Raw genomic sequence first — 23,132 nt, forward strand, 5'->3', positions numbered from 1 at the left:
CCACCCGAGGAGTCCCGCATGGAACCGCACCCCGTCATCGACGTCCAGTCGCTGCGCAAGCAGTACGGCGAGCACGTCGTCCTGGATGACGTCACCCTGCAGGTCGCCGAGGGTGAGGTCGCCGCTGTCATCGGCCCCAGCGGCGCGGGCAAGAGCACCATGCTGCGCTGCCTCAACCTGTTGGAGAAACCGGACGGAGGACGCTTCCGGGTCCAGGACACCACCATCGACGCCTCGGCGCCGATCAGACCCAAGGACGTCAAGCAGCTGCGACGGTCGCTGGGCATGGTGTTCCAGTCCTTCAACCTGTTCCCGCACCTGACCGTGCTGCGCAACGTCGCCCTGCCCCAGGAGCGCGTGCTCGGCCGGTCCCGGGCGGAGGCCGAGGCCCGCGGCATGGAGCTGCTCGAGCGGGTCGGCCTGGCTGACAAGCCGGCGCAGTACCCCAGCCGCTGCTCCGGTGGTCAGCAGCAGCGCATCGCCATCGCGCGGGCCCTCGCGCTCGACCCGGAGGTGATGCTCTTCGACGAGCCGACCAGCTCCCTGGACCCCGAGCTGGGCCTGGAGGTGCTGGCCGTGATGCGGGAGCTCGCCACCGAGGGGATGACGATGGTCGTCGTCACCCACGAGATGCAGTTCGCGCGGGACGTCTCCGACCACCTGATCGTCATGGCCCACGGGGGGATCATCGAGCAGGGCAAGCCGGAGCAGATCTTCTCCGACCCGCACCACGCCCGGACGCGGCGCTTCCTGCGGGCGGTGCTGGACCGGTGACACCCGAGGTCCTCCTGTCCATCCTGCAGGGGCTCCCGACCACCCTCGTGCTCACGGCCGGAGCCCTCGCGCTCGGGGCGCTGGGCGGCATCCCGCTGGTGCTGCTCCGCCGGTCCCCGGTCGCCCTCATCCGCCTCCCGGTGCGGCTGCTGATCGAGGTGCTGCGCGGCATACCGCCGATCGTGTGGCTGTTCCTCATCTTCTTCGGGCTGCCCTCGCTGGGAGTGCGTCTCGGGCCGCTGACCGCCGGCATCCTGGGCATGGGGGCGATCTCCGCGGCCTACCTGGCCGAGATCTACCGCGGTGGTCTCGCGGCGGTGAACCAGGGCCAGTACGAGGCCTCGATGGCCCTCGGCATGTCCACCCCCGACATGATGTCGCGCATCGTCGGCCCGCAGGTCGTGCGCGTCTCGGTGCCCGCCGTCGCGACCTACGGCATCGGACTGCTCAAGGACTCGTCCATCGCCTTCACGATCGGGGTCAACGAGATGCTCTACTTCGCCAGCTCCGAGTCGCGCGCGACGACGGACGCCATCGGCCCGTTCCTCACCGTCGCCGCCGTCTACATCCTGCTCTCGGTGCTCAGCGCCTGGGGAGCACGGACGCTCAACGCCCGGCTCCGGAGGAGGGTGGCCCGATGACTGTCCTGAGCGAGTGGGGCACCTACTTCCCCCAGCTGCTCCAGGGGCTGCTCGTCAGCCTGCGGCTGGCCGCCATCAGCCTCGGCGTGGGGATCCCGATCGGTCTGGCCCTGGCCATCGCGAACGGCTCGGGAGGCAGGGTGGTCCGCTCGGTCGCCGTGGTCCTGGTCGAGATCGGCCGTGGCATGCCGGCGCTGGTGATGCTGCAGCTGGTGTACTTCGGCCTGCCGAGCCTCGGGGTGTCGTTCGCCTCCTTCACCGCCGCCGCCCTCGGGCTGACCCTGACGACCGCGGCCTACACCAGCGAGATCATCCGCGGTGGCCTGCAGTCGGTGCCCGCCGGTGAGGTCGAGGCGGCGGAGGCCCTCAACATGTCCCGGTTCGACACCCTGCGCTTCATCGTCATCCCCCAGGGCATGAGGGTGGCGGTGCCCTCGCTCATGGGCTTCTCCATCCTCATCTTCCAGGGCACGGCTCTGGCCTACACCATCGCGCTTCCCGAGCTGCTGGCCACCGCCTACTCGATCGGGTCCTCCACCTTCCGCTATCTCAGCGTGCTCACCCTGGCCGGCTTCATGTATGTCGCCATCACCGTGCCGATGAGCATGCTGACCGAACGCGTCGAGCTGCGCCTGTCCCGCCACCTCTAGACCCGACCACCCACAGACCCCGACCCGCACCGCCCAACCCGAGGAGAAACTCATGTCCAAGCGCACTGTCATGGCAGCCACCCTGGCCGCCAGCACAGCCCTGCTCGCCGCGTGCGGCGGCGGGTCAGAGGCCGGGTCCGTCCCCGACGACTGCCAGCCCGCCCACGAGTTCGAGACGATCAGCGACGGCAAGCTGACGGTCGCGGCCTACGACCTGCCGCCGTTCACCCGGATCGACGGCGACAAGCTGGTCGGTGTCGACGGCGTGATCCTCCAGGAGATCGCCGCGATGGAGTGCCTGGAGATCGAGGTGATGTCGGCCGCGGCCGCCGCCATCATCCCTGCGGTCCAGGCCGGACGCGCCGACGTGGCGGCCGGTGACTGGTACCGCACGGCCGAGCGGGCCGAGATCGTCGACCTGAGCGACCCCATCTACACCGACCAGATGGCCATCGTCGGCGAGGTCGCGCCCACCGCCATCCCCGAGCTGGAGGGTGAGAAGGTCGGCACCGTCGACGGCTACCTCTGGGTCGCCGACATGAAGGCCTACCTGGGCGACTCGCTCAGCATCTACAACTCGCCGCTGAACATGTACCAGGACCTCAACGCCGGCCGCATCGACTACGCCATCGACAGCTACGGCTCGGGCGTCTTCAACACCGAGGGTGAGGACGTCGAGGTGGTGGTGGCCGACAGCTTCGAGGAGGTCGCCGCCTCGACCGAGGGTGCCCAGTCGAGCTTCCCGGTGCCCAAGGGCAGCGAGGGCCTGCTCACCGCGATCAACGAGGACATCGCCGAGCTGCGGGAGAGCGGCCGGCTGGCCGAGATCCTCGTCGAGCACGACCTGGACAAGTCGGCGGCGGAGCCCGGCGAGGCCCGCCTCATCGGCGACTGACCGGGGAAGGGAGAGATCAGGATCGTGACGAGCCGCGTGCAGTGGGCGGGAGCTGCCCCCCGCGACCGGGCCGACGTCATCGTCGTCGGCGCGGGTGCGGTCGGTGCCGCGACCGCGGCAGAGCTGTCCCGTCGCGGCCGCTCGGTCCTCGTGCTGGACCGCGGGCCGGACTGGGCGGCCGGGGCCTCCTGGGGCAACGCCGGCCTGCTCTGCCCCAGCCACGCCGGCCCGTGGGCGAGCACGGCCGACGTCGCCCAGGGGATCCGGTGGATGACCCGTCCGGACAGCCCCCTGGGCGTGCGGCCGCAGCCGGTGCTGGTCCCGTTCCTCGGCCGGCTGCTGGCCATGTCGGCGTCCCGGGTCGCCGAGAGCCGGTCCCTGTCCCGCGAGCTGTGCCTGCAGAGTCTGGGGATGCACGAGGAGCTCGCGGCCGAGGCCGACACCGGCTTCCGTCGCGACGGCCTGCTCGACACCTACTGGACCGAGGCGGGCCTGGCGCGCGGGCACGCCGGGGCGGCCGAGCACCTGACGAACGGCGTGACCTGCCAGGTGCTGGACCGGGACGCGGTCCGCGAGGCCGAGCCGCACCTGGCCGAGGACGTCGTCGGTGGGGTGCTCTTCCCCGACGAGGCCCACTGTGAGCCGGCGGCCTACGTGCGGGCCGAGGCCGACCGGGCAGTGGGCGCCGGCACCCGGTTCGTGGGCCGGGCCGAGGTCCTCGACGCCGACAGCAGCAGCCGTGACGTGCGGTTGCGCACGACCCAGGGGACCTTCGCCGCCGACGAGGTCGTCGTCGCCGCGGGCTCCTGGTCGCGGCCGCTGGCCCGCCGGCTCGGGACCCGCCTGGACCTGCAACCCGGCAAGGGCTACACGGTCGACCTGACGGCAGGTGAGCGGGCGCCCCTGCAGCGACCCCTGATGCTCCAGGAGGCACGGGTCGCCGTGACGCCGCTGCAGGGCAGGCTCCGCCTGGCCGGCACCATGGAGTTCGCCGGTTTCGACGACTCCATCAACCGGCGCCGCGTCGACGCCGTGCTGCGCTCGGGAGGCGACGCACTGCCGGCCTGGTCCGCCGCGACCGTGCAGCGGATCTGGTCCGGCTTCCGCCCGTGCACCCCCGACGGGCTGCCGCTCATCGGCCGGCTGCCCGGGGAGCCGAGGATCACCCTCGCCACGGGTCACGCGATGCTCGGACTCACCCTGGCCCCGGTCACCGGTGTGCTCGTCGCCGACCTGCTCGACGAGCGTCCGGACCCGCGGCTGGCCGCGCTCGCGCCCACCCGCGGCGGGTGGTCGCGATGACCGGCGCCGTGGTCGTCCTCGGTGCCTACGGCGGGGTCGGCACGGCCTGCGTCGCCGCCCTCACCGCACGCGGGGTGCGGGTGGCGGCGGTGGGGCGGTCGACGGAGAAGCTGGACCAGCTGGCCGCAGGCACGGCGTCCGGCGGTGCCGGCACCCTGACCACCCACCAGCTGACGGACCCGACGGACCCCGGAGCGGTGGAGGAGACGCTGACCGCCATCGTGCAGCACCACGACGCCCTGGCCGGCGTGATCACCACGCTCGGCCGGTATGCCGCGACGCCCCTGGACGACCTCGACCCCGGCGTGGCCCGCGAGGTGCTGGACACGAACCTGGTCGCACCGATGGTCCTCACCGCGGCTGCCGCGCCCCGGTTGGCGGGCGGAGGTCGCATCGTGCACATCGGCTCCGTCACCAGCCTGGTCAGCCGCGGCGGCTACGCGGCGTACGAGGCCGCGAAGGCGGGCCTGGTGGCGCTGAGCCGGTCGGCGGCCGTGGAGCTGGCCGGCCGGGGCATCGCCGTCAACGTGGTGGCGCCCGGGTGGATCCGCACGCCGATGGCGGCGCCCTACCTGGACTCCGCGGACCCGGCGGCCGTCGCCCGGCTGATCCCCGCGGGGCGGGCCAGCGAACCGGAGGAGATCGCCGGGGTCGCCGTCTGGCTCGCGCTCGAGGCGCCCCTCACCCTCACCGGTCAGACCCTCGTCGTGGACGGTGGGCAGAGTGCCCACACCGACCACCTGCCCGAGCCGACCCCCCTGCCCGGCCCAACAACTCCCAGGAGAGACTCGTGACCATCCAGAACCGTCAGCTCCCGGCCCGCGCCGACGTCGTGATCATCGGCGGCGGTGTGATGGGTCTCAGCACCGCCTACCACCTGGCCCGCGCCGGGGTGGAGCGCGTCGTGCTGCTCGAGAAGGGGGCCCTCGGCGAGGGGTCCACGTCCCGCGCCGCCGGCGGGGTGCGTGCCGTCTTCTCCGACGAGATCAACATCGCGCTCGGCCTGCACAGCCTGGCCACCTTCGAGCAGTTCGAGCCGGAGTTCGCTCAGCCGATCGACCTGCACCAGGTCGGCTACCTGTTCCTGCTCGACAACGACGAGCACGTGCAGACCTTCACCCGCAACGCCGAGCTGCAGAACGCCATGGGCGTGGACAGCCGGATGATCTCCGTGGCGGAGGCGAAACGGCTCTCGCCGCTGATCGACACCGACGGGCTGCAGGCGGCGCTGTGGTCCCCGCGGGACGGCCACTGCACCCCGGAGTCGGTCGTGCAGGGCTACGCGCGGGCCGCCCGGGCCGCGGGCGTGACGATCCTGACCAGCACTCCTGCCACCGGGATCGAGACCGAGGGCACCGACATCCGCGGCGTCCTCACCCCCGGCGGCACGATCGCCACCTCCTCGGTCGTGTGCGCCGCCGGCGCGTGGGCCAAGCAGGTCGGCGCCTGGGTCGACGTCCCCCTCCCGGTCGAGCCGCTGCGCCGCCAGATCGTCATCACCGAGCCCGTGCCCGACCTGGATCCCGCCACCCCGTTCACGATCGACTTCTCCTCGAGCCTCTACTTCCACAACGAGGGCCAGGGCCTGCTCGTGGGCATGTCCGAGGACAAGGACTCCTGGAGCTTCGACACCAGCCGTGACAGCGCGTGGCTGCCGGGCCTCGCCGAGGCGATGGTGCACCGGATGCCCTCCGTCGCCGACGTCGGGATCCAGAGCGGCTGGGCGGGTCTGTACGAGATGACCCCGGACCACAACGCTCTCATCGGGCGCTCGCGCGAGGTGCCCGGCTTCTTCTATGCGTGCGGCTTCTCCGGCCACGGCTTCCTGATGGGGCCGGCGGTCGGGGAGGTGATGCGCGACCTCTATCTCGACCGCACACCCTTCATCGACGTCACCGCGCTGGACCTGGCGCGGTTCGAGCGCGCCGATGTCCGTCCCGAGCTCAACATCGTCTGACCACACAAGGAGCGACACCATGTCCCGCACGCAGATCCCCTCGGCACAGACCCTGCAGCAGCTGGCCCACGAGGCCGCCCGACGCTGCGGTGTCGACGTGGCCGCCGTGTCCGGGGACCGGCCGCACCGGTCCCCGGTGAACGGCGAGTCCCTCGGCGGCGTCCGGTGGAGCGAGGCCACCGAGATCGACGCCGCCGTCCAGCGCTCTCGCGAGGCCTTCCTGCAGTGGCGCACCGTCCCGGCACCGCAGCGCGGCGCCGTGATCAAGCGCTTCGGCGAGCTGCTGCGCGAGCACAAGGCAGACCTCGGGACGCTGGTCAGCCTGGAGGTCGGCAAGATCACCTCCGAGGCGCAGGGCGAGGTGCAGGAGATGATCGACATCTGCGACTTCGCCGTCGGGTTGTCCCGCCAGCTCTACGGGAGCACGTCGGTCTCCGAGCGTCCGGGTCACCGGCTGATGGAGACCTGGCACCCGCTGGGCGTCGTCGGGGTGATCAGCGCCTTCAACTTCCCCGTGGCCGTCTGGTCGTGGAACACCGCCATCGCCCTGGTCTGCGGTGACACCGTGATCTGGAAGCCGTCCGAGCAGGCACCCCTGTGCGCCCACGCGTCGGCGGCGCTGCTCGGGCGCGCCCTCGAGGAGGCCGGTGCACCGGCCGCCGTCAGCCAGGTGGTCGTCGGTGGCCCGGAGGTCGGCGAGGCGCTCGTCGACCACACCGGCGTGGCGCTGGTCAGCGCCACCGGGTCGACCCGGATGGGCCGGGCCGTCGGGCCCCGTGTGGCCAACCGGTTCGGACGCTCCCTGCTCGAGCTCGGCGGCAACAACGCGGCGATCGTCTCGCCGACGGCCGACCTCGACCTGACCCTGCGCGGCATCGTCTTCGCCGCCGCGGGCACAGCCGGCCAGCGGTGCACGACGATGCGCCGCGTCATCGCCCACTCCTCGGTCGTCGACGAGCTGACCGAGCGCCTCACCGAGGCCTACGCCCGGTTGCCGATCGGCAACCCGCTCGAGGACGGCACACTGGTCGGTCCGCTGGTGCACGGCGACGCCCACGACGCCATGCAGGCTGCGCTGAAGCAGGCCACGGCCGAGGGCGGCACGGTGGTGGTCGGCGGTGAGCGGGTCCTCGCGGACGGCGCCGAGGACGCCTACTACGTGCGACCCGCCGTCGTGCGGATGCCCGCCCAGAGCGACATCGTCACCCGGGAGACGTTCGCCCCGATCCTCTACGTGCTGTCCTACGACCGCTTCGAGGAGGCCATCGCCCTGAACAACGACGTGCCGCAGGGGCTGTCGTCGTCGCTGTTCACCCGGGACCAGGCCGAGAGCGAGATCTTCCTCTCGGCGGAGGGGTCGGACTGCGGCATCGTCAACATCAACATCGGCACCTCCGGCGCGGAGATCGGCGGCGCCTTCGGTGGCGAGAAGGAGACCGGTGGCGGCCGCGAGTCCGGCTCTGACGCGTGGCGCGCCTACATGCGCCGGGCGACCAACACCATCAACTACTCCGGCGAGCTGCCGCTGGCCCAGGGAGTTGACTTCTCGGTATGACCAGCCGCATGACGACACCAGGCGTGCTGGGCACCCGCCGTCCGGATCATCGGAGGTCGCAGTGACCGAGCAGATCGACACCTTCTTCCTGGAGCAGGCCGAGGCGCTCGCCCGGGCACCGGGTGCCACGCTCCCGGAGTGGCTGGAACCCGCTGGGGCGCTGCAGCTGTTCGACGCGCAGCTGCGCAGCAGGCACCTCGACCTCGCGGCCCGGTGGCTGCGGGGTCAGGGTGAGGGCTTCTACACCATCGGCTCCTCGGGTCACGAGGGCAACGCGGCGGTCGCGGCCGCCCTGCGCCCGAGCGACCCCGCGCTGCTGCACTACCGCTCGGGCGGGTTCTACCTGCAGCGGGCGGCGCAGGTGCCCGGCCACGATGCGGTGCGCGACGTGCTGCTCGGGCTGGTCGGCGCCGCCTCGGAGCCGATCTCCGGCGGTCGGCACAAGGTGTTCGGGCACCACGACCTGGCGGTGATCCCGCAGACCTCGACGATCGCCTCGCACCTGCCGCGGGCGCTGGGCGTGGCCTTCTCGGTGTCCCGGGCGGCCAAGCTGGGGGTCGACTGCCCGTGGCCCTCCGACTCGGTGGTGGTCTGCAGCTTCGGTGACGCCTCGGCGAACCACTCGACGGCGGTGGGCGCGGTCAACGCCGCCGTGCAGGCGTCCTACCAGGGGCTGCCCGTGCCGCTGCTGTTCGTCTGCGAGGACAACGGGATCGGGATCAGCGTCCGCACCTCGGCGGGCTGGGTGGAGTCGGCCTACGGGCACCGTCCCGGGCTGGAGTACTTCAGCGCCGACGGCTCCGACCTCGCCGAGGCGGTCCGGGTCTCCCGGGAGGCGGCGCGCTACGTGCGGACCCGGCGCCGACCCGCCTTCCTGCACCTGCGCACCGTGCGCCTGATGGGCCACGCGGGATCCGACGTGGAGTCCGCCTACCGGTCGCCGGCTGATGTCGCCGCGGAGATGGGCCGGGACCCGGTGCTCGCGACGGCCCGGCTGCTGGTCGGCGCGGACGTACTCTCACCGGCCGAGGTGCTGGACCGCTACGAGGCTGTCCGGCAGCAGGTGCGCGAGGTGGCGGCGGAGGTGACCGCCCTGCCGAAGCTGGAGACGGCGGCGCAGGTGATGGAGCCCCTGGCCGGGCCGGACCCCGTGGGCGTGGCCACCCTCGCCGAGCGGCCCGCCGACGGCCCCGCCCGGCGGGCGGTCTTCGGCGACCACCTGCCGGAGGACGAGGGACCGCTGACGTTCGCCCAGGCCGTCAACCGCGCCCTGCTGGAGGGCGCGGCGACCGACCCGGGCCTGCTGGTCTTCGGGGAGGACGTCGGCCGCAAGGGCGGGGTCTACGGCGTGACCCGGACCCTGCAGCGACGGCTCGGCCGGGCGCGGGTGTTCGACACGGTGCTGGACGAGCAGTCGATCCTCGGCATCGCCCTGGGCGCCGGGGTCTCCGGGCTGCTGCCGGTCCCGGAGATCCAGTACCTCGCCTACCTGCACAACGCCGAGGACCAGCTGCGGGGGGAGGCGGCGACGCTGCCGTTCTTCTCCAACGGCCAGTACACCAACCCGATGGTCGTGCGGGTGGCCGGCTACGGCTACCAGAAGGGCTTCGGTGGGCACTTCCACAACGACAACGCGCTCGGGGTGCTGCTCGACATCCCGGGGTTGGTGATCGCGTCGCCGTCCCGCCCGGACGACGCGGCGGCGATGATGCGCACCTGCCTGACCGCGGCGCGGAGCCACGGGTCGACGTGCGTCTTCCTGGAGCCCATCGCGCTCTACCACACCACCGACCTGCACGAGCCGGGCGACGGCGCCTGGGCCGCGCCCTACCCGGCCCCCGGCACGGTGTCGGAACCGCTGCTCGGCCGGGCGCGCACCTACGGGGAGGGCGGTGACCTCACGATCCTCACCTTCGGCAACGGCGTGCCCATGTCGTTGCGGGTGGCGGCGCGGCTGGAGGCGGACGGGATCGGCACGCGGGTGGTGGACCTGCGCTGGCTCCGCCCGCTCCCGGTGGAGGACCTGCTGCGGGAGGCCGGTGCGACCGGGCGGGTCCTCGTGGTGGACGAGACCCGGCGCACCGGCGGTGTCTCGGAGGGCGTGGTCACCGCGCTGGTGGATCACCGGTTCGACGGACGGATCGCGCGCGTGACCAGCGAGGACAGCTTCATCCCGCTGGGCGACGCCGCACTGCAAGTGCTGCTGTCGGAGGAGACGATCGAGAAGGCTGCCCGGGACCTCCTCTAGCTCAGGTGCCGTCGAGGAACCGCAGCAGGTCGTTGACCGCGGCCCGCCCGGCCCGGTTGGCGCCGATCGTCGAGGACGAGGGGCCGTAGCCGACGAGGTGCACGCGCGGCTCGTCGGCGACCCGGGTGCCCTCCATGGCGATGCCGCCACCGGGGCCGCGCAGCCGCAACGGTGCCAGGTGGTCCAGGGCGGCCCGGAAGCCGGTCGCCCAGAGGATCACGTCGACGTCCAGCACGCTGCCGTCCTCCAGGCGGACGCCCTCGGGCAGGATCTCCGTGAACATCGGGCGGCGGTCCAGCGCGCCGCGCGCGGCGGCCTCCCGGAGCGAGGGGGTCCACAGCAGCCCGGTGACCGAGACGACGCTCAGCGGCGGCAGCCCCCTGGCCACCCGCTCCTCGACCATCGCCACGGCGTCGTGCCCGGCCCGCGCGTCGAAGGGGGTGTCCCGCCACACCGGTTCCCGGCGGGTGAACCAGCTCGTGGAGGTCACACGGGAGATCTCCTCGAGGAGCTGCACCGCGGAGATGCCACCCCCGACGACGGCGACGTGCAGGTCCCGGAACTCCTCGGCCGCGACGTAGTCCGCCACGTGCAGCTGTCGACCGCCGAAGGTCTCCTGGCCGGGGTAGAGCGGCCAGAACGGCTTGGTCCAGGTGCCGGTCGCGTTGATGATCGCGCGTGCGGACCAGGTGCCCTCGGAGGTCTCGACCCGCAGCCTGCCGCGCGGGTCGTCGTCCTCACGGGACACCCGGTGCACCCGGACGGGCCGCTGGACCGCCAGGTCCAGCTCGTCCTCGTAGTCGCTGAAGTACCTGGTGATGAACTCCGAGCTGGGCTCGCACGGGTCGACGTCCGGCGCCGCGATGCCGGGCAGGTCGCTGATGCCGTTCACCGTCGCCATCCGCAGGGAGCGCCAGCGGTGCCGCCACGCCCCGCCGGGCCCCTGCTCGTTGTCGAGCACCTGATAGGTCGGCTCGGGACCCCCTGCCGTATGCCGTGGCGCGGCCGGGCGGAATCCGCGCCGCTGGAGGTGGAAGGCGGCCGAGAGGCCCGCCTGACCGGCGCCGATGACCAGGACGTCGACGGTGTGCACGGTGGGCACGCTACCCGGCGCGTCAGGGGAGAGGCGCGGGTCGGCATACCGGCGTAGTTTGGGCAGATGACCGAGGCGACGATCAATCCCGAGGCCCCACCGAGCGGCACCGGGTGCGCCGAGTGCCTGGAGGACGGCGGGTGGTGGGTGCACCTGCGCCGGTGCGCCGCGTGCGGCCACGTCGGCTGCTGTGACAGCTCCCCCAGCCAGCACGCGACCGCGCACTACCGGCAGACCGGGCACCCACTGGTGCAGAGCTTCGAGCCGGGCGAGGACTGGTTCTGGGACTACGGGGCACAGGAGATGACCGACGGTCCGGAGCTGGCACCCCCAGGGGCCCGCCCCGACGACCAGCCGGTGCCCGGCCCTGCCGGCGCGGTGCCGCAGGACTGGCGGGACCGCATCCACCGCTGAGCACCGCGTCACCGGTGGCGGTCGCGGGGCCGGGGTCGGCACCGACCACTAGGGTTGCACCATGGCGAGACCGCACATTGCTGCCGTGCTCGAGGACACCTTCTTCGGGCGGGTGGAGGCCGTGCTCCGGCGCCGCGGCTGGCAGGAACGGGTGACGGGCTATACCGGCTACGGCACGGCCGAGAAGGCCAGGGTCCTGGGGCGGGTGCTGCTGAGCCGCGCGGTCCCGCGGGAGTCCGGCTCCTTCGAGGACGAGATCGGCCCGGAGCCCGCCGGCGGCAACGCGGTGGAGCAGGCTGCCGAGGCGCTGCAGAGCGCGGTCAGGGGCTGGCGCAACTTCGTCACCGCCCCGGCGATCAGCGCGCCGGTCACGGTGGTGCTCGGGGACGCCACGCTGGAGGCCACCGTCGACCGGGGCGGCTACCTCGACGTCGAGCTGAGCGGGCACGGTCTGGGGCCCGGCTGGCACGAGGCGCTGGTCCGCAGCGACAACGGCGACACCGTGCGGGCTCCGGTCTGGATCCTGGACCCCGCGGTGGGCGCCGGCGTGGTCAGCGACATCGACGACACCGTGATGGTCACCCACCTCCCGCGCCTGCTCATCGCGGCGTGGAACACCTTCTTCCGGGACGAGCTGGCGCGCGAGCCCGTGCCGGGGATGGCGCCGTTGCTGCGCGCGCTGGTCGCCGAGCGGCCCGGCACCCCCGTCTTCTACCTCTCCACGGGTGCGTGGAACACCGCCCCGACGCTGACCCGCTTCCTGCGCCGCCACCACTACCCGGAGGGTCCGCTCCTGCTGACCGACTGGGGAGCCACCAACACCGGCTGGTTCCGCAGCGGCCAGCAGCACAAGATCAACGAGCTGCACCGGCTGCTGCGCGACTTCCCGGGGATGCGCTGGATCCTCATCGGCGACGACGGGCAGCACGACCCGACGATCTACGGTGACTTCACGCGGCAGCACCCCGACGCCATCGAGGCGGTGCTGATCCGGCAGCTGACCACCGCCCAGCAGGTGCTGAGCCACGGTCTGCCGATCGCCAACGACGAGCTGCTCGGCAAGGACTACTCCGGTGTGCCGATGCTGCGCGCGCCCGACGGTTTCATGCTGCACACCATCCTGAGCCGCAGCCGCGCCGAGCTCGAGCGGCTGCGCCCGAAGGTGTCGCTGACCGGGCGGCGTTCCCGGAGCGTGGAGCATGCCTGAGCTGCCCGAGGTGCAGGCGCTGGTCGACTTCCTGCACGGCAGGGTCACCGGCCGGGTCGTGACCGACGTCGAGCTGGGGTCGATCGCGGTCCTCAAGACGTTCAACCCGCCGCCGGACTCGCTGATCGGCCGTCCGATCGACGGGGCGAGCCGGCACGGCAAGTTCATCGACCTCGACGTCGACGGCACCCACCTGGTCTTCCACCTGGCCCGCGCCGGGTGGCTGCGCTACTCCGAGACCATGCCGCAGACCCGTGTCCGCCCGGGCAAGTCGCCGATCGCGCTGCGGGTGCGGCTGGACGACGACTCCGGCTTCGACCTGACCGAGGCCGGCACCAAGAAGGGGCTGGCCGCCTATGTCGTGGACGACCCCACGGACGTGCCGGCCATCGCCTCCCTGGGGCCGGACCCGCTGGCTGAGGGCTTCACCCGCGAGGTCTTCGGGCAGATCCTGGCGGGCAGGCGCACCCAGATCAAGGGCCTGCTCCGCAGCCAGGGGACGATCGCCGGCGTCGGCAACGCCTACTCCGACGAGATCCTCCACGCGGCGAGGTTGTCGCCCTTCGCGCTCGCCGACAAGCTCACCGAGGAGCAGGTCGACACGCTGTATGCCGCACTGCGGGACATCCTGCAGGCTGCGGTCGCGCACAGCTCGGGCAAGCCGGCCGCGGAGCTCAAGGACGCCAAGCGCAAGGGGATGGCCGTCCACGGACGCACCGGGGAGGCCTGCCCGGTCTGCGGCGACACGGTGCGCGAGGTCAGCTTCGCCGACTCGGCGCTGCAGTACTGCCCGACCTGCCAGACCGGGGGCAAGCCCCTGGCCGACCGGCGGATGTCGAGGCTGCTGAAGTAACCCGCCACTGACCGGCCGCGTCGTCGCCTGGGCTCTTCTCCGACCGGGCGCATCGTCGCCCGGGTTTTCGTCCGACCGAGCGCGTCGTGTGACCATGGGCCCATGAGCCAGACGCCACTGATCTCCGTGTCCGACCTGCCCGATGACGCTGTCGTCGTGGACGTCCGCGAGGACAACGAGTGGCACGCCGGACACGCACCGAACGCGATCCATGTGCCGATGGGCACCGTCCCGGAGAACCTGGGGGCGCTGCCAGCCACCGACGAGCCCGTCCCGGTCATCTGCCGCAGCGGCGGCCGGTCGGGCCGCGTGGTCCAGTGGCTGGTCCAGCAGGGCTTCGACGTGGTCAACGTCGACGGCGGCATGCGCGCCTGGGCCGCCGCCGGCAAGCAGATGCGCAGCGAGGACGGCAGCGAGCCGACCGTCATCTGACCAGCGTGGCTGCCTTCCCACGCTGACACGGACACGCCCCCGGCACCGACATCGTCGGTGAGCCGGGGGCGGCCCGGGTGGTCAGGCTCCGCAGTCGACCTCCTCGGCGGCTCCGACCCACGTGACGATCATCTGGTCGGCCAGGGTGGAGCCGGCACCGAAGTACTCCAGGCCCTTGCCGTTGGCGCCGTTGGGGTTCGGGATCCGCTCCTCACCCTTGGGGTCACCGATGGTCATCTTGGCGTTGATCTTGATGCCGACGGGCAGGCCCTCGGCCCGCAGGGCGTCGTAGCCGGCGTCGACCTGCTCGTCGCACTCGGCCATGAACCCGAAGAACAGGGCTGCTCCGTCCTCAGCGGTGTAGACCTCCCAGTTGGCTGAGGTCGGGCCGTTCAACGAGTACATCGGGACGTAACAGTGGTGCGCGAGGGCCGGGCCGGCGGCGAGGGCGACGGCCGCGAACGCGGCCACTCCGCCGACGACGCCGCGACGGACGATGGTTGAGCGGGACATAGCTTTCCTCCAGGGGTGTGCGGATGGTGTGTCACGGAACTGCTGGTGACACTCAACCGGTGGTGGGAGGAGTGCGGCATCGTCCGCACGGATGATCCGTGTCATCCCTGCGGATGACTGTGCAGCCCTCAGCCCGTGCCCGGACCCCGGCTCCGCCTCGGAGGGGGAGGCGGCACGGGCTTGGCCAGCAGCACCTGTGCCAGCGGGACCCGCTCGGTGCCGCGTCGCGTCCGGACCACCACGTGGTCCTCGGTGCGCTCGACCAGCTCGCCCAGGGCGTCGGTCGCGCGCTCGCCCTCCTCGATCAGGTAGCGCACCACCACGCGGCTCCCGAGCGGGAGTGTCCGGAGTCTCGCTGCCGTCATATCGGTCACTCTGTCACAACCGGTAGAGAAGGCTATCGGCCGTGATCGACCGACGATCGAAGATTATCTGGACCTCTACGAATCAGGTGAGACTCCGGCATACAAGGGGATCAACGGCGAGCGAAACCACCGGGCACTGACTGGGAGAGCGGCTAGAGACTCGTCGCGAGCGGGACGATGACGGGCAGGGAGAGCATGGCCACCACCGTCTGTGCCCCGGTGAGGGAGGCCATCAACCGGGTGTCGCCGCCCATCCGGCTGGCGAGCACATAGGCCGTCGGCGGGGTCGGGATCGCGGTGATGATCACGATGCTGGCGAGCATCACGCCGGAGATCCCCAGGGTGCTGGCCAGTGCCCCGGCGCCGAGGGGTAGCAGCACCAGCTTGAGGAGCGAGGTCACCACGATGTGCAGCACGTCGCGGCGGTCGACGCGCAGTGTGATGGCGGCCCCCGCGACGAGCGTGCCGCACACCAGGGCCGGCCCGGCCAGCAGGTCGACCGTCGTGCCGAGCGGGCCGGGCAGGGGGATGTCGAGCGCGGTGAGCACGAGCGCCGTGACACAGCTGAGGATGAGCGGGTTGCCGGCCAGCTCCCGCCAGAGGCGCGGGCGATGCGCACCGCGGTCGCCGTGGACGGCGAGGAGGCTCACGCTGAGCACGTTGACCAGGGGCACCATCAGGGCGGCGGCGAGGGCGAAGGTCGCGATGCCCTCCCGACCGTGCAGGGCCGCGGCGAGCACCAGGCCGAGGTAGGTGTTGAAGCGGATGCTTCCCTGGACCAGCGAGGTCAGCGCCGGCCCGTCCGCGTGGAGCGGCCGGCGCAGCACGACCACGATGGTGGCCACGGCGAGCACCGGCGCGACGAGACTGGCGAGCAGCGGTCCCGGCGAGACGGCGGAGAGGTCCGCTCCGGTGATCGAGCTGATGAACAGGGCGGGCATGAACACGTAGTAGCTGGTCCACTCCAGTCCCTGCCAGAAGCCCGCGTCGGTGAGCAGGCGGTGGCGCAGCGTCCAACCGAGGGCCAGCAGCAGCACGATCGGCACGATGGCCGTCACCACGAGTTCCACGGGAGGAACTCTGCTTCATCGGTCCGTGGTGGATTGGGTCGGGTCGGCTCAGAATGGACCGTGTGACCCGGCTCCCGCCTCCTCGCCCCGCGCGCCGGGCGGTGCTGGAGGGCGGCCTCCTCGCCCTCGCGGGTGCGGCTGGACTCTCCGGATGCGGCTCGCCCCGTGGTGACCTGGCCCCGGTCGAGGAGGGCCGGCTGATCACGGCCCACTGGCCCGGGGTGGAACCGCGCTGGATGCTGGCGCTGCCCGAGGCGGCCAGCGCGACGGTGATCGCGCTGCACGGCTACGGCGGGGACGCGGGGTGGTGGTTCGACCCGCCGCTCGCGCCGAGCACCGCGCAGCGGCTCGGGATCGCCGTGGCGGCCGTCGACGGTGGCAACAGCTACTGGCACGCCCGAGCGGACGGCACCGACACCGGCACGATGGTGATCGACGACCTGCTGCCCGTGCTCGAGCGTGCCGGTGCGCCCGTCGACCGGGTGGGACTGACGGGCTTCTCGATGGGTGGCTACGGCGCGCTCCTGCTCGCCACCCGGTTGCCGCGCGAACGCGTCCTGGGTGTGGCCGCGGTGAGCGCCGCGGTCTACCTCTCCGCGGCCGAGGCGGCGCCCGGAGCCTTCGATGACGCCCACGACTTCGCGCGGCACGACCTCTTCGAGCGGGTCGGCGCGCTGCGGGCTGCCCGTCTGGCTGGCCTGCGGCGACGACGACAGCTTTGCCGAGACCAACCGGGCGCTCGCCGACCAGCTGCCCCGGGCCGTCACGCAGTTCGACGACGGCGGTCACGACCGGGACTACCTCGAGGCCCACTGGCCCCGGGGCGCGGAGTTCCTGTCCGACACGCCGATCGCGCAGTATCCCGAGATATCAGAAAGCCCCTAGATAGCCGGATACGCTCCGATCGTGGACCCGATCCGTAACCCTTATGCCCCTGGTGCCGGGCAGCGCCCGCCCGAGCTCGCCGGCCGCGACGAGCAGCTCGACCGCTTCCACGTGGTCCTCGAGCGGATCCAGCGGGGGCGACCGGAGCGCTCGATGATCCTCACCGGTCTGCGCGGGGTCGGCAAGACGGTGCTCCTCAACGCCCTCCGCTCGACCGCCGTGCGGTCCCGGTGGGGGACCGGCAAGTACGAGGCACGCCCCGACCAGGGGATGCGTCGGCCGACGGCGGCCGCCCTGCACATGGCGGTGCGCGAGCTGGGCCACCCGCAGGGCGAGGAGGTCGACCACGTCCTCGGCGTGATCAAGGCCTTCGCGCAGAAGGACCAGCCCGGGTCGAAGCTGCGGGACCGCTGGAACCCCGGCATCGACGTGCCGGCCATCACGGGACGAGCCGACTCCGGTGACATCGAGATCGATCTCGTCGAGCTGTTCACCGATGTCGGTGGGCTCGCCGCGGACGTCGGCAAGGGGGTGGCGATCTTCATCGACGAGATGCAGGACCTCTCGCCGGAGGACATCTCGGCGATCTGCGCCGCGTGCCACGAGCTGTCCCAGTCGGCCCTGCCGGTGATCGTCGTCGGGGCCGGTCTGCCGCACCTGCCCGCGGTGCTCTCGGCGAGCAAGTCCTACTCCGAGCGGCTGTTCCGCTACAGCCGGATCGACCGGCTCGACCGCGACAATGCCGAGAAGGCCCTGCGGATGCCGGCCCAGGACGAGGACGCCGACTTCACGCCGGAGGCTCTCGACGCCCTGTATGCCGCGACCGGTGGGTATCCGTACTTCATCCAGGCCTACGGCAAGGCCGTCTGGGACCACGCGCCCGAGACGCCGATCACCGCCGAGGACGTGCGGGTCGCCTCACCCGAGGCGGAGGAGGAGCTGGCCGTCGGCTTCTTCGGGTCGCGCTATGAGCGGGCCACGCCGGGGGAGCGGGAGTACCTGCGCGCCATGGCCGACCTCGGCGCGCAGGCGGCCGCGGAGGACCCGGAGTCCGTCGACGTCGTCGAGTCGGTGCCGACCGCCGACGTCGCGGCCCACCTGGACCGCAAACCGCAGTCGCTCTCACCGGCTCGCGACGCGCTCTTGAAGAAGGGCCTGATCTACTCCGGCGAGCGCGGGCGTATCGCCTTCACCGTGCCGCACTTCGGGCGGTACCTGCGCGCCCAGGCGTAACCCGCTGCCAACAGGGGATTCTGCGCCACCCTGAAGAGTTCGCGACTGCCTGCGACAGATCGGCGCTTCGGGGGTGGACCCTGCGAGGCATGCGGTGGAACTCGCGCGGATGAGGCCACGACCCAAGCGCCCGCCGCGGCAAGAGCGGAACATTGACGGCTCACAGAATGTGGCTACACTTGTGGCTATGAGTGTGGACGCTGCAATGGCCCTACGGGATGTGAAGAACCGCCTGTCCGAGGTCGTAGACCAGGTTGAGCGTGAGCATGACAGGGTCGTCATCACCCGCCACGGCAAGCCGGCAGCGGTCGTCATCAGCACCGATGACCTGGCTTCCCTGGAAGAGACCTTGGAAGTCATGAGCCGGCCGAAGCTCATGGCGCAGGTCCGGGACAGTCTCACTGAGCTCGCCGCCGGCGAAGCGGAGGTTCTGGGCAAGGAAGAGATCCTCGGGACGCTGCGCGACTGATGGCCAACGCGTACGAGGTCGCGTGGACCCCTACCGCAAAGCGCGCACTCCAGCGACTTCCCGAGAAGGTCGCGACGGCGGCCATCGAGTTCATCTACGGCCCCCTGGCCAGTAACCCCCAACGCGTCGGCAAAGCGTTGCGCCTCAATCTTGAGGGGCTCCACAGCGCACGCCGCGGCGACTACCGGATCATCTACCGGATCGACACGCGCGTCACCATCACCGCTATCGAGCACCGCGCTGACGTCTATCGGTGACATACCGTCCGCGGCAGCTCAGGACGTTCCTGAGGGACGTAGAGTCGAGTTGTGGAGAGCGCCCTCCTGTTGCCCAGCCCGCTGCTGCCGGTGTCGGCCTATGGCGGGCTTGCCGCGTCACTGGTGCAGGCAGGCGCCGACGTCACGGTGGCGTCGGTTACATCCGGGGAGGCCGCTGACGCCAGGACCCTCGTACGGACCTGGGCAGCGTTGGCGGGCCCAGGCGCGACCCTGATTGCCCACAGCAACGCCGGCTACCTCGCACCCGCGGTCAGGGACCTTGCGGGCAGGGGCGGGCGCGTGATCTTCATGGACGCCGCACTTCCTCCGGAGTCCGGGCCAACACTCCTCGCGCCGAGCCAGTTCCGCGACCACATCTCGAGCCTGGCTAGTGATGACGGCCAGCTCCCGCCTTGGACCCGTTGGTGGTCCCTTGAGGACCTGGACGGTGTCATCCCGGCGGACAGGTTCGACGAGCTCGATCGTGACTGTCCCCGGCTGCCGGTGAGTTACTTCGACGCTCAGATAGTTGCGCCCCAAGGGTGGGTTGATGCACCCAACGCCTACTTGGCCTTCGGGAGTACCTATGCGGAGGAGCTCGCCTTCGCGCAGAAAAGCGGGTGGCCGTACACGGTGGTCGCCGGCGGTCACCTGCACTTCCTCTTCGACCCAGCAACCGTCGCTGCCGACGTCCTGAAACTCACCGAGAGACTGTCACGAGCCTGAGCGCGGCAGATGCGGATACGACCGTGTGGGCGGCGCGGATGTCGTCTTGGAGCCGCGCATCGTTCTCAGAGCGTGAAATAGCCGGCTCGAAGAACGCTTGGCGGCTCCAAGACGACATCGGAGCCCGAAGGAGCACGTCCGACACTCGGTATATGCGGGCGGATGCGCCGCCCTTCATCTGGTCCAACGAGCGCTGATCTGCTGGGTGGTATGACGCTTCATCGCTGACAGTCATGGAGACGTGATCCAACTCTGCGTGACGTCCGCGGTCACCGACCTCGGCCTCCACTGGTTCCGACGGGCGGGGTCAAGGCTGCCTTCGGCACCTCAGGGTGCGGATTCCGACGACTGCGTGAACAGCGTCCGGTGGTGCTCGAGACGCTCGCGACCTCACGGCTCCCGACGTGCAGCGTCAGCGGTCGAGCCATCGCCACGTCGGGCAGGGTGATGGTCAGTTCGCACAGTGGCGCGGTGGTCTCCGGTCCCGCCATCCCGAGAACAGCAGACCGCTGTGCCTCGCCGTGTTCGCGGAGCCCCTCGATGGCTGTCGGGTGCGCATGGGCGGGCAGGCCCGCCAGCGACTCGAGGGCGAAGCAGTGGTCCCACTGGGCGTGGGTGATGACCACGCCGCCGAGCCGGTCGCCACCCGCCTCGATCGCCTCGCACGGCCGTGGCGTGGTCAGAGCAGCAGCCGCAACCGCTCGCGCTCGTCCTCGGGGAGCATCGGCGCATAGACCTCGTAGAGGGTGGCGCGGGACAGGCGTGCCGCCTCGTCCCCGTCGCCGTCCCGGATCCGCTGCAGGATCTCCTCGTGCACGGCGATGAACTGGGCCCGGGTCGCCTCGGCGCCCTCCGTGGCCGTGGCCACCCGGGTCGCGACCAGCTCCTCGATGGCCTGCTCGACGACCCGCCCGATCACGCTGAGCATGACGTTGCCCGAGGCCCGGGCGATGGCGGCGTGGAAGCTCCAGTCGTTGCGGGCGAACTCCTCCGGCGACGTGGAGGAGTCTTGCATCCCGCGCAGGCTCGCCTCCATCTCGAGGAGGTCCTCCTCGGTGCGCAGCCGTGCCGCGAGCCGGTTGGCCGTGGAGCCGGTCATCATGCGGTACTGCACCAGGTCCACCAGTCCGGTCTGCTCCAGCTTGACCGCACCGATCAGGGCGCGACGCAGGCCGGCGGTCGAGCTCGAGACGCGCGGTCCCTTCGGGCTGCCGTGGACGGTCTCGACCAGGCCCAGGCTCTCGAGGACGCGCAGCGCCTCCCGGATCGTGGAGCGTCCGACCCCGAACTGCGCGACGAGGTTGCGCTCGGACGGCAGGTGGTCCCCGGGGCGCAGGCGTTGCTCGTGGATGGCCTGCTCGATCTGCTCCACGACCTGCTCATACGCCCGTGATCGCTCCACCTCTTGGAACACCCGCGACTCCTTCCGGACCCTGCCGCCCACGGCTTCCTTGCCGTCGGAGGGGTTGACAAGGGATCACTCTGCCACGAAACTGGCACGACTTCGACTACTGGTCTGACCAGTAGCTCACCGGACAACGATGTGATGGAGCCGAAGGTTGAGTCAGATCTCGGAACAGCGGGCGGAGCCCGGGCGGCCCGACACGGGCGCAGGCGCTGTCGTCGTCGAGTTCGACGGAGTGACCCAGAGCTACGGGGCTCACCAGGTCCTTCACGACTTCAGCCTGCAGGTCACGCGGGGCGAGCTCGTGGCGCTGCTCGGTCCCAGTGGCAGCGGCAAGACCACGGCGCTGCGCATCCTGGCCGGCTTCCTCACACCCGACTCCGGTCGGGTGCGCCTGGACGGCAAGGACGTCACGCGAACCGCCCCCAACAAGCGCGGCATCGGCCTCGTCTTCCAGAGCTATGCCCTCTTCCCGCACCTGACGGTCGAGCAGAACATCGCCTACCCCCTGAAGGTGCAGGGCACCCGGCGCGAGCAGGTCCGCACCCGGGTGACGGAGCTGCTCGAGCTGGTCCGCCTCGACGGCCAGGGGCACAAGAAGCCGGCGCGTCTCTCAGGCGGTCAGCAGCAGCGGGTGGCCCTGGCCCGGGCGCTGGCGATGGGACCGGAGGTCCTGCTCCTGGACGAACCGCTGTCCAACCTCGATGCGAACCTGCGACGGGATGTCGGTGAGGAGATCCGGCGGCTGCAGCAGCGCACCGGCACGACCGCCATCATGGTCACCCACGACCGCCAGGAGGCGTTCGGGATGGCCGACCGGATCGCCGTGCTGCGCGGTGGGCGGATCGAGCAGCTCGGGACTCCCCGCGAGCTGTACACCACGCCGGCCACGCCCTTCATGGCCCGGTTCGTCGGAGAGGCCAACCTGATCCCGGGCACCGTCGAGCGGTCCGACGGCGGTCTGGCGTGGGTGCGCACGGCGGCCGGCACGCTCCCCGGCCGGGGCCAGGCCGTGGCGGGGGAGTCGGCCCAGCTGCTCGTGCGTCCCGAGGACCTGCACCTCGTGTCCGGGACCGAGGACGGTCCGCGGCTGCAGGGCCGGGTGGTGGACACGTTCTACTACGGCAGCAGCCTGGTGGCCGAGGTCGAGACGGCCGGGGTGGTGCTGACGGTGGATCTGCCGGGCTCGACGCCGGCTCCGGCGCAGGAGTCCGTCGTCACGCTCGGTTACAGCCCGGAGGTGGCGGTGCTCGTGCCGGGCGGTGACACATGACGGCGGTGGTCCCCGACGCGTCGCGGGCGGGCTCACGGAAGGCGAAGGGATCGGCCTACCAGCCGGTGGGTCGCGGCACCTTCCTGCTCCTGCTGACCCCGCTGCTCCTCGTCTTCGCCTTCGGTTTTGCCTACCCGCTCCTCACGGTCGGCAGGTTCGCCTTCGACCGGTTCGAGTCCGCCGTCGGGCAGATCCCGGCCTGGTCGACCGAGCAGTTCTCGGCGATCTTGGGCACCGAGGTCTACCGCGACCTGCTGGTGCGGACCCTGCTCCTGGCGCTCGTCACGACCCTGGTGTCGATCCTGATCTGCTACCCCCTGGCGCTGGCGATCACGCGTGGACCGCGGCGGCTGCGCGGCATCCTGATGGCGCTGACCCTGATGCCGATGCTCACCAGCGTCGTGGTGAAGACCTTCGGCTGGACGGTGCTGCTGAGCCGGGAGGGGTTCCTCCAGGGGGTGCTGGACTCGCTCGGGATCCCCGTGCAGCTGCTATTCACCCCGCTGGGTGTGGTCATCGGCCTGGTCCACACCTACATGCCGTTCATGGCGCTGAGCCTGGTCGCGGCCCTGGCCAGAATCGACCGGCGGACCGAGGAGGCTGCCACCTCCCTCGGCTCCGGTCCGCTCGGCGTCTTCTTCAAGGTCACGCTCCCGCAGACCCGCAACGGGCTGGCCGCCGGCATGGTGCTCACCTTCGTCACGAGCATGAGCGCACTGGTCACACCCCAGCTGCTGGGTGGCGGGCGGGTCAACACCCTGGTCACGGTCATCTACACCCAGGCCACCTCGGCACAGAACTGGCCGCTGGCCTCGGCGCTGGGCCTGGTGCTCCTGGCGATCACCTTCCTGATCCTGCTCCTGAACTCGGTGGTGATGGGCCGTGGCTCCCGGAACTAGGCCCGTCAGGGTGGCG

25 protein-coding genes are annotated in these 23,132 nt (G+C 71.4%); 20 read left to right on the forward strand and 5 right to left on the reverse strand.

Annotation, left to right across the window (positions count from 1 at the left end; translation table 11 throughout):
* The first annotated feature begins 18 nt into the window (after window positions 1-18).
* From DA085_RS19090 to DA085_RS19130, 9 genes are all read left to right on the forward strand, one after another.
* The gene (locus tag DA085_RS19090; RefSeq protein WP_109474581.1) at window positions 19-774 is read left to right on the forward strand and encodes an amino acid ABC transporter ATP-binding protein; all 756 of its coding nucleotides are present in this window, start codon (window positions 19-21) and stop codon (window positions 772-774) included.
* Entirely contained in the window at window positions 771-1,415 is a 645-nt protein-coding gene (locus tag DA085_RS19095) for an amino acid ABC transporter permease (protein WP_109474582.1), read from the forward strand. Before DA085_RS19090 ends, DA085_RS19095 begins: the two co-directional genes overlap by 4 nt.
* The gene (locus DA085_RS19100) at window positions 1,412-2,065 is read left to right on the forward strand and encodes an amino acid ABC transporter permease (protein ID WP_109474583.1); all 654 of its coding nucleotides are present in this window, start codon (window positions 1,412-1,414) and stop codon (window positions 2,063-2,065) included. Before DA085_RS19095 ends, DA085_RS19100 begins: the two co-directional genes overlap by 4 nt.
* A gap of 52 nt (window positions 2,066-2,117) precedes the next feature.
* The gene (locus DA085_RS19105) at window positions 2,118-2,960 is read left to right on the forward strand and encodes a substrate-binding periplasmic protein (protein WP_109474584.1); all 843 of its coding nucleotides are present in this window, start codon (window positions 2,118-2,120) and stop codon (window positions 2,958-2,960) included.
* Window positions 2,961-2,984: 24 nt separating this feature from the next.
* Entirely contained in the window at window positions 2,985-4,262 is a 1,278-nt protein-coding gene (locus tag DA085_RS19110) for an NAD(P)/FAD-dependent oxidoreductase (protein WP_161958571.1), read from the forward strand.
* Window positions 4,259-5,056, forward strand: a complete 798-nt coding sequence (locus tag DA085_RS19115) for an SDR family NAD(P)-dependent oxidoreductase (protein ID WP_109474586.1) — start codon at window positions 4,259-4,261, stop codon at window positions 5,054-5,056. The genes DA085_RS19110 and DA085_RS19115 overlap by 4 nt, the downstream gene beginning before the upstream one ends.
* Window positions 5,053-6,219, forward strand: a complete 1,167-nt coding sequence (locus tag DA085_RS19120) for an NAD(P)/FAD-dependent oxidoreductase (protein ID WP_109474587.1) — start codon at window positions 5,053-5,055, stop codon at window positions 6,217-6,219. Before DA085_RS19115 ends, DA085_RS19120 begins: the two co-directional genes overlap by 4 nt.
* Window positions 6,220-6,238: 19 nt before the next feature.
* Window positions 6,239-7,774 (forward strand): L-piperidine-6-carboxylate dehydrogenase, encoded by a 1,536-nt coding sequence (gene amaB / locus DA085_RS19125; protein ID WP_109474588.1) that lies wholly within the window; start codon window positions 6,239-6,241, stop codon window positions 7,772-7,774.
* 61 nt (window positions 7,775-7,835) lie between these two features.
* On the forward strand, window positions 7,836-10,022 hold the full coding sequence (locus DA085_RS19130; RefSeq protein ID WP_109474589.1) for a thiamine pyrophosphate-dependent enzyme: 2,187 nt from the start codon (window positions 7,836-7,838) through the stop codon (window positions 10,020-10,022).
* A 1-nt stretch (window position 10,023) separates the two neighbouring features.
* Here the strand turns inward: DA085_RS19130 and DA085_RS19135 are convergent, their stop codons facing one another.
* Entirely contained in the window at window positions 10,024-11,115 is a 1,092-nt protein-coding gene (locus tag DA085_RS19135) for an NAD(P)-binding domain-containing protein (protein WP_237565616.1), read from the reverse strand.
* Window positions 11,116-11,181: 66 nt separating this feature from the next.
* On the opposite strand from DA085_RS19135, the gene DA085_RS19140 reads away from it, so the two are divergent.
* The 4 genes from DA085_RS19140 (at window position 11,182) to DA085_RS19155 (ending at window position 14,021) form a co-directional block, all read left to right on the forward strand.
* Window positions 11,182-11,529 (forward strand): UBP-type zinc finger domain-containing protein, encoded by a 348-nt coding sequence (locus DA085_RS19140; RefSeq protein ID WP_109474590.1) that lies wholly within the window; start codon window positions 11,182-11,184, stop codon window positions 11,527-11,529.
* Between the two features lie 61 nt (window positions 11,530-11,590).
* A complete protein-coding gene (locus tag DA085_RS19145) occupies window positions 11,591-12,736 on the forward strand; it encodes an App1 family protein (RefSeq protein ID WP_109474591.1) in 1,146 nt (381 codons plus the stop codon).
* Window positions 12,729-13,589, forward strand: a complete 861-nt coding sequence (locus DA085_RS19150; RefSeq protein WP_109474592.1) for an Fpg/Nei family DNA glycosylase — start codon at window positions 12,729-12,731, stop codon at window positions 13,587-13,589. Before DA085_RS19145 ends, DA085_RS19150 begins: the two co-directional genes overlap by 8 nt.
* A 102-nt stretch (window positions 13,590-13,691) precedes the next feature.
* The gene (locus tag DA085_RS19155) at window positions 13,692-14,021 is read left to right on the forward strand and encodes a rhodanese-like domain-containing protein (protein ID WP_109474593.1); all 330 of its coding nucleotides are present in this window, start codon (window positions 13,692-13,694) and stop codon (window positions 14,019-14,021) included.
* Window positions 14,022-14,102: 81 nt separating this feature from the next.
* Here the strand turns inward: DA085_RS19155 and DA085_RS19160 are convergent, their stop codons facing one another.
* The 3 genes from DA085_RS19160 to DA085_RS19170 all read right to left on the reverse strand — a co-directional run bounded on the left by DA085_RS19160 (window position 14,103) and on the right by DA085_RS19170 (window position 15,969).
* The gene (locus DA085_RS19160; protein ID WP_109474594.1) at window positions 14,103-14,534 is read right to left on the reverse strand and encodes a hypothetical protein; all 432 of its coding nucleotides are present in this window, start codon (window positions 14,532-14,534) and stop codon (window positions 14,103-14,105) included.
* A gap of 128 nt (window positions 14,535-14,662) precedes the next feature.
* Complete coding sequence (locus tag DA085_RS19165; protein ID WP_109474595.1) at window positions 14,663-14,899, reverse strand: putative acetyltransferase; 237 nt, start codon at window positions 14,897-14,899, stop codon at window positions 14,663-14,665.
* A 152-nt stretch (window positions 14,900-15,051) separates the two neighbouring features.
* Window positions 15,052-15,969 carry an AEC family transporter gene (locus tag DA085_RS19170; RefSeq protein ID WP_109474596.1) on the reverse strand — a complete coding sequence of 306 codons (918 nt, stop codon included), beginning with the start codon at window positions 15,967-15,969 and terminating at the stop codon, window positions 15,052-15,054.
* Between the two features lie 62 nt (window positions 15,970-16,031).
* Between DA085_RS19170 and DA085_RS19175 the strand changes: the two genes are divergently transcribed.
* The 5 genes from DA085_RS19175 (at window position 16,032) to DA085_RS19195 (ending at window position 19,539) form a co-directional block, all read left to right on the forward strand.
* Window positions 16,032-16,892, forward strand: a complete 861-nt coding sequence (locus tag DA085_RS19175) for an alpha/beta hydrolase-fold protein (RefSeq protein WP_161958572.1) — start codon at window positions 16,032-16,034, stop codon at window positions 16,890-16,892.
* Complete coding sequence (locus tag DA085_RS19180) at window positions 16,876-18,087, forward strand: ATP-binding protein (RefSeq protein WP_109474598.1); 1,212 nt, start codon at window positions 16,876-16,878, stop codon at window positions 18,085-18,087. The genes DA085_RS19175 and DA085_RS19180 overlap by 17 nt, the downstream gene beginning before the upstream one ends.
* Before the next feature lie 187 nt (window positions 18,088-18,274).
* A complete protein-coding gene (locus tag DA085_RS19185; protein WP_237565617.1) occupies window positions 18,275-18,556 on the forward strand; it encodes a type II toxin-antitoxin system Phd/YefM family antitoxin in 282 nt (93 codons plus the stop codon).
* Window positions 18,556-18,813 (forward strand): type II toxin-antitoxin system RelE family toxin, encoded by a 258-nt coding sequence (locus DA085_RS19190; RefSeq protein WP_109474600.1) that lies wholly within the window; start codon window positions 18,556-18,558, stop codon window positions 18,811-18,813. Before DA085_RS19185 ends, DA085_RS19190 begins: the two co-directional genes overlap by 1 nt.
* Window positions 18,814-18,864: 51 nt before the next feature.
* Window positions 18,865-19,539, forward strand: a complete 675-nt coding sequence (locus tag DA085_RS19195) for a hypothetical protein (RefSeq protein ID WP_109474601.1) — start codon at window positions 18,865-18,867, stop codon at window positions 19,537-19,539.
* 679 nt (window positions 19,540-20,218) lie between these two features.
* Here the strand turns inward: DA085_RS19195 and DA085_RS19205 are convergent.
* A complete protein-coding gene (locus DA085_RS19205; protein ID WP_161958573.1) occupies window positions 20,219-20,953 on the reverse strand; it encodes a FadR/GntR family transcriptional regulator in 735 nt (244 codons plus the stop codon).
* A gap of 145 nt (window positions 20,954-21,098) precedes the next feature.
* On the opposite strand from DA085_RS19205, the gene DA085_RS19210 reads away from it, so the two are divergent.
* Window positions 21,099-22,217, forward strand: coding sequence for an ABC transporter ATP-binding protein (locus DA085_RS19210; protein WP_202619326.1), 1,119 nt, complete (start codon window positions 21,099-21,101; stop codon window positions 22,215-22,217).
* Window positions 22,214-23,116 (forward strand): ABC transporter permease, encoded by a 903-nt coding sequence (locus DA085_RS19215; protein ID WP_109474604.1) that lies wholly within the window; start codon window positions 22,214-22,216, stop codon window positions 23,114-23,116. The genes DA085_RS19210 and DA085_RS19215 overlap by 4 nt, the downstream gene beginning before the upstream one ends.
* Window positions 23,117-23,132 lie beyond the last annotated feature (16 nt).

It is taken from the genome of Ornithinimicrobium cavernae, assembly GCF_003121625.1.
Lineage (GTDB): Bacteria > Actinomycetota > Actinomycetes > Actinomycetales > Dermatophilaceae > Ornithinicoccus > Ornithinicoccus cavernae.

Coding starts and splice junctions, on each gene's coding strand:
- DA085_RS19185 (WP_237565617.1), top strand. CDS start 18,275: ATGAGTGTGGACGCTGCAATGGCCCTACGGGATGTGAAGAACCGCCTG.
- DA085_RS19165 (WP_109474595.1), bottom strand. CDS start 14,899: ATGACGGCAGCGAGACTCCGGACACTCCCGCTCGGGAGCCGCGTGGTG.
- DA085_RS19145 (WP_109474591.1), top strand. CDS start 11,591: ATGGCGAGACCGCACATTGCTGCCGTGCTCGAGGACACCTTCTTCGGG.
- DA085_RS19150 (WP_109474592.1), top strand. CDS start 12,729: ATGCCTGAGCTGCCCGAGGTGCAGGCGCTGGTCGACTTCCTGCACGGC.
- DA085_RS19155 (WP_109474593.1), top strand. CDS start 13,692: ATGAGCCAGACGCCACTGATCTCCGTGTCCGACCTGCCCGATGACGCT.
- DA085_RS19160 (WP_109474594.1), bottom strand. CDS start 14,534: ATGTCCCGCTCAACCATCGTCCGTCGCGGCGTCGTCGGCGGAGTGGCC.
- DA085_RS19105 (WP_109474584.1), top strand. CDS start 2,118: ATGTCCAAGCGCACTGTCATGGCAGCCACCCTGGCCGCCAGCACAGCC.
- DA085_RS19090 (WP_109474581.1), top strand. CDS start 19: ATGGAACCGCACCCCGTCATCGACGTCCAGTCGCTGCGCAAGCAGTAC.
- DA085_RS19140 (WP_109474590.1), top strand. CDS start 11,182: ATGACCGAGGCGACGATCAATCCCGAGGCCCCACCGAGCGGCACCGGG.
- DA085_RS19100 (WP_109474583.1), top strand. CDS start 1,412: ATGACTGTCCTGAGCGAGTGGGGCACCTACTTCCCCCAGCTGCTCCAG.
- DA085_RS19115 (WP_109474586.1), top strand. CDS start 4,259: ATGACCGGCGCCGTGGTCGTCCTCGGTGCCTACGGCGGGGTCGGCACG.
- DA085_RS19215 (WP_109474604.1), top strand. CDS start 22,214: ATGACGGCGGTGGTCCCCGACGCGTCGCGGGCGGGCTCACGGAAGGCG.
- amaB (WP_109474588.1), top strand. CDS start 6,239: ATGTCCCGCACGCAGATCCCCTCGGCACAGACCCTGCAGCAGCTGGCC.
- DA085_RS19190 (WP_109474600.1), top strand. CDS start 18,556: ATGGCCAACGCGTACGAGGTCGCGTGGACCCCTACCGCAAAGCGCGCA.